Origin of the sequence: Brevibacillus sp. NRRL NRS-603, from assembly GCF_003013445.1 — a bacterium.
Lineage (GTDB): Bacteria > Bacillota > Bacilli > Brevibacillales > Brevibacillaceae > Brevibacillus > Brevibacillus formosus.
On the sequence record NZ_PXZN01000138.1, the window covers coordinates 1 to 4,621 of the forward strand.

The 4,621-nt window shown below is 47.7% G+C and carries 5 protein-coding genes; 2 read left to right on the forward strand and 3 right to left on the reverse strand.

Going from position 1 to position 4,621, the window contains the following annotated elements; all coding sequences use genetic code 11:
- A partial coding sequence (locus tag C7R94_RS29215) for a sensor histidine kinase (protein ID WP_146142857.1) occupies positions 1–1,084 on the forward strand: 1,084 nt, incomplete at its 5' end.
- 15 nt (positions 1,085–1,099) lie between these two features.
- On the forward strand, positions 1,100–2,230 hold the full coding sequence (locus tag C7R94_RS29220; RefSeq protein WP_106785998.1) for an HAD family hydrolase: 1,131 nt from the start codon (positions 1,100–1,102) through the stop codon (positions 2,228–2,230).
- Between the two features lie 40 nt (positions 2,231–2,270).
- On the opposite strand, the gene C7R94_RS29225 is transcribed toward C7R94_RS29220, so the two are convergent.
- From C7R94_RS29225 to C7R94_RS29235, 3 genes are all read right to left on the reverse strand, one after another.
- A complete protein-coding gene (locus C7R94_RS29225; RefSeq protein ID WP_233220706.1) occupies positions 2,271–2,546 on the reverse strand; it encodes a hypothetical protein in 276 nt (91 codons plus the stop codon).
- A 13-nt stretch (positions 2,547–2,559) separates the two neighbouring features.
- Positions 2,560–3,843: an ArsB/NhaD family transporter gene (locus C7R94_RS29230; RefSeq protein ID WP_106786000.1), complete on the reverse strand. Its 1,284-nt coding sequence runs from the start codon at positions 3,841–3,843 to the stop codon at positions 2,560–2,562.
- A 118-nt stretch (positions 3,844–3,961) separates the two neighbouring features.
- The coding region (locus tag C7R94_RS29235) for an ACT domain-containing protein (RefSeq protein ID WP_146142858.1) at positions 3,962–4,621 on the reverse strand (660 nt) is incomplete at its 5' end.

Below are 4,621 nucleotides of genomic sequence, written 5' to 3' on the forward strand. Positions count from 1 at the left end.
AGACGAGACTGGTGAACTGGCGGCTTCTTTCAACACGATGGCAAGCAAGCTCAATCAGTTAGTCGATGCACTGTCCAAAGAGAAGGAGCAGCTGGCGAGCGTTCTTAGAAGCATGGTAGATGGTGTTGTGATGATAGATGCGAACGGCAAGCTGGCCGTGACGAATCCGCCAGCAGAACGTTTTTTGCGGGATTGGGATTTCGAGCATTCGGATGAGCCTGTGCCGCTGTTCCCGTTCTATCAGCAGGTTTTGCAAACCGGACAGGAAGTGACAGAGGATATCCCTGTTCAAGGACGGATATGGTCCGTTGTCATGGTACCTTTGAACGATCGGGATCAAATCCGAGGTGCTGTCGCAGTTCTTCGGGACATCACGCAGGAGCGTAAGCTGGATAAGATGCGCAATGATTTCGTGGCGAACGTATCCCATGAGCTGCGAACACCTTTATCCATGTTGCAAGGGTACAGTGAAGCGATTGTGGATGATATTGTGGCTACACCGGAAGAGCATAAAGAATTGGCACAGATCATCTATGACGAGTCAGCGCGTATGACCAAGCTGGTGAATGAATTGCTCAACCTGGCACGGATGGAAGCGGGGCATGTGGAATTGTTCCAGGAAACACTGGAGCTGCGTCCGTATTTGGAGCGCATTCAACGCAAATTCACGAATTTGGCTAGGGAACGTGAAATCCATCTCTTCCTTGAAATATCGACGACGCATACCCACGTGCTCATTGATCCTGATCGTATGGAGCAAGTGCTAACGAACTTGATCGATAATGCGCTGCGGCATACGCCAAGTGGGGGAAGCGTCACCATTCGGGCTCGCGGGGATAAAACGTTGCTGGTTGAGATAATCGATACAGGCAGTGGCATTCCGCAAGAAGATTTGCCGTTTGTTTTTGAGCGATTCTATAAAGCTGACAAGGCTCGCACACGTGGACGACTAGGCGGAACTGGTCTTGGACTAGCCATCGCGAAAAACCTTGTTGAGGCACACGGGGGCACCATCAGTGTGCAAAGTAAACTGGGTGAGGGAACGACTTTTACAATCGCCTTGATGCTGCATAAAAACAAGTAGGAGTGTAGAGAGAAAATGATCAAAACGATCTTATTTGATGTTGACGGGGTTATGTTGAGTGAAGAGCGTTACTTTGATGCTTCTGCATTGACAGTGTGGGAATTTTTGTACAGTCCGCAGTATGTAGGGCTTGCAGGCGAGGAATTCACACCTTCTCCAGAAGAAGAACAAATCAGACGGGTGCGCGAACAAGTTTTCGCTCATGATGAAGTGCTAAACTTTATCAAGTCACGTGGAATCAACTCCAACTGGGACATGGTTTTCCTTGCGTTTTCCTATCAGTTGATTCGTTTGATTGAAGCGGTTAAAACGCAAGTTCCAGAAGCAACGAGCCTTCTTGTCGAGCAAATTGATCGACCGCAGCTGGCAAAAGTGAAAGAGTGGGCTGCCACTTATGCTCCTGATTTCCAAGTAGACTACGCAGCGTTCACCGCTGATTTTGCCAAAGGTTCCGCACAAAAAGCAGAAATGCTTCTTTACTTGAATCAGATTGCGAAAGAGCGTTGCGGTATTTCAACAGAAATGTTCTCTCGCAATAGTGATCTATGGCAGTTGATTCAAAAGACGTTTCAAGAATGGTATCTCGGTGATGAGCGCGTGGCGGCATCGATTGGCCGTGAAACCATGCAGCCAGGCAAGAAGGGCTTCTTGTCAGACGAGATTCCGATTGTACCACCTGCGGAAATGGTTGAGTTGTTCCGCACGTTAAAAGAAAAAGGATACACACTGGGGATTGGAACAGGGCGCCCTACGATCGAGACGCATGTTCCCCTCAGTGAGATGAATATACTGGAATGGTTCGACCCGAACCGTGTCGTAACTGCCTCTCACGTACTCGATGCGGAAGAAGCATTTCCTAGCTTTGCGCCGATGTCCAAACCACACCCTTACTCCTATGTAAAAGGGTTGCTCGGACTCGATGCGCCGATTAGCGAGGCAGTCCATTTTTCATTGCCAATCGAAAATGGAGAAGAGGTGCTGATCGTCGGCGATTCACTTGCAGACTTTCTGGCGGCTCGCTCAATCGGTTGCAAGTTTGCAGCGACATTGACTGGACTGTCTGGTCAAGACGCACGCAGCAAGTTTGAAGAGGAAAAAGCAGATTTTATTCTCGATGATGTTCGTGATATCCTTTCCATTCTATAGACAAAAAAACTCCGCCGTTCCTACGTACGGCGGAGTTTTTTTATTCCCAACAAATCGATTTCAAGCATTTGAAGCGAAAGGCGTGAATCAAAAAGGATTCAATCATATTGTGACGGACGATTACTTCGAAAGACCCGTCCTCTCGCGAAAAAAACAGGACATCCGTATAGTCTTTGTTCCCTTCAAAATAACGACGAACTTCTTTTACACGAGCTCGCATGGATTCAGATTTTACGACGATGTGGTAGGTAGCATCTTGCTGTGAAATATGTTCGTTGATCTCAATTTCCTCTTGATTATAGGTGTACTGAAACAAGAGCGATTCCTCCTCACCAAATAAAATAGCGTAGATAAACGTAGACATGAGCAATCAAGATAGACAGGATCATTAACGGGAAGGCGATTTTCATAAAGCTAAAAAAGCCGATATGATATCCTTCCTTTGAGGCCAAGCCAGCAACAATCACGTTGGCACTCGCTCCAATCAAGGTACCGTTTCCTCCTAAACAAGCCCCGAGTGCAAGGCTCCACCAAAGCGGCTCCAAATTGGTGATCCCGAGTGCGCCCATTTCCTTGATCATGGGAATCATGGTGGCAACGAAAGGGATATTGTCAACAAAGGCAGAGGCGATTGCGCTTAACCAGAGGATCAACAGGGAGGTCTTTAATGAATCTCCACCGGTCAGATTAATCGCTTCCGTTGCGAGCTGTTTGATCACCCCAGTTTCCACTAATCCAGAGACGAGAACAAACAGGCCGATGAAGAAGAAAATCGTATTCCACTCGACTTTGCTGATCGCGTCTTCTAAATAATGCTCTCCAGTAAGGAGGAGCAAAAGAAAAGCTCCAGTTAAAGCGATTGTTGCCGATTCCAAATGAAGGGCGCCATGGAGCATGAAACCAATGATGGTCAACCCCATCACCGTCAAAGACTTTTTCAATAAACGGCTGTCGGTAATTTCATCGCGCTCATTTAACTGCATGATTTTTGCACTCAGCTCAGGTGAGGTTACTAACTGCTTACGGTATATCAGGACCAAGAAAACGACAGTGACAGCCAGAATCACGACGATAATTGGGCTCAAATTTACGATAAACTTCATAAAATCGAGCTCCGGTACAGAACTGCCAATCATGATATTCGGTGGGTCACCGATCAACGTAGCGGTTCCTCCGGCATTGGAGGCGATAATTTCACTGATTAAAAAAGGAATCGGATTAAGCTGGAGCTGGCGGGCGATGCTAAACGTCACAGGTACGATGAGAAGTACAGTAGTAACGTTGTCCAAAAAGGCGGAGGCAATCGCCGTGATCAAGCTCAGGTAGACAAGGATGCGAATCGGTTTGCCCTTTGCGACCTTTGCAGCACGGATGGCCACATACTTGAATACACCGGTTTGCGCCGTAATGGCAACCAAGATCATCATCCCAATAAGTAGGCCGAGGGTGTTAAAGTCGATATGGTGAATCGCTTGTTCCTGTGTAACGATCCCGAACAAGACCATGAGAATTCCGCCAGACATGGCGACGATGGTACGATGTAACTTTTCGCTAATAATAAATGCATAGGTAACTAAAAAGATACCAATAGCGAATAATGCTTGGTTCGTCATAAGAAGCTCCTTCCTTGGTGTGCAGAATTATCTTGTCCCATTATAGCTCTAACCAAAATCAGGGTAAAGAAAAAGACCCGGCATTTGGCCAGGTCTGTTCTTGTGTAGAAGGGAGAATCTACAGCTCGATTTGTGTAACGCTTTTCACTTCCGCCAGCTCGCCCATCGTATCGAGAAGCTCTGGCGTCAATGGTTTGTCGACAGAGAGCATCATGATCGCGTCCCCACCGATATCACGGCGTCCTACCTGCATCGTTGCGATGTTCACGCTGTTTTCACCCAAGATGGAACCCACACGTCCGATCACACCTGGACGGTCATTATGGTGAATGTAGAGCAGGTAGCCCTCTGGCGCTACGTCAATCGCAAAGTCGTCAATTTTCACAATACGCGCACCGTAACCATTGAGTCGCGTTCCAGCCACTGTGCGTGTCTCTTGCGTCGTTTTTAAGCTAACGGTCAGCAAGTTCGTAAAGCCTTTGTTTTGTGCTGCCTTTTGCTCCGTTACGGTGATGTCGCGCACTTTTGCGAGAATAGGGGCGTTCACATAGTTGACTTCCTCGCCTAGACGGAAGGACAGTACACCCTTGAGGACTGTGCGAGTCAGCGGGGACGTGTCTACATCCGTCAATTCACCGCTATATTTAATCGAAATCTCCGAAATGGAACCTACGGTCACTTGGGCAAGGAAATGGCCCAGCTTTTCACCCAACGTGAAGTACGGTTGGACTTTTTCCATCACGTGCGCAGGGATCGAAGGCAAATTCACGGCGTTTTT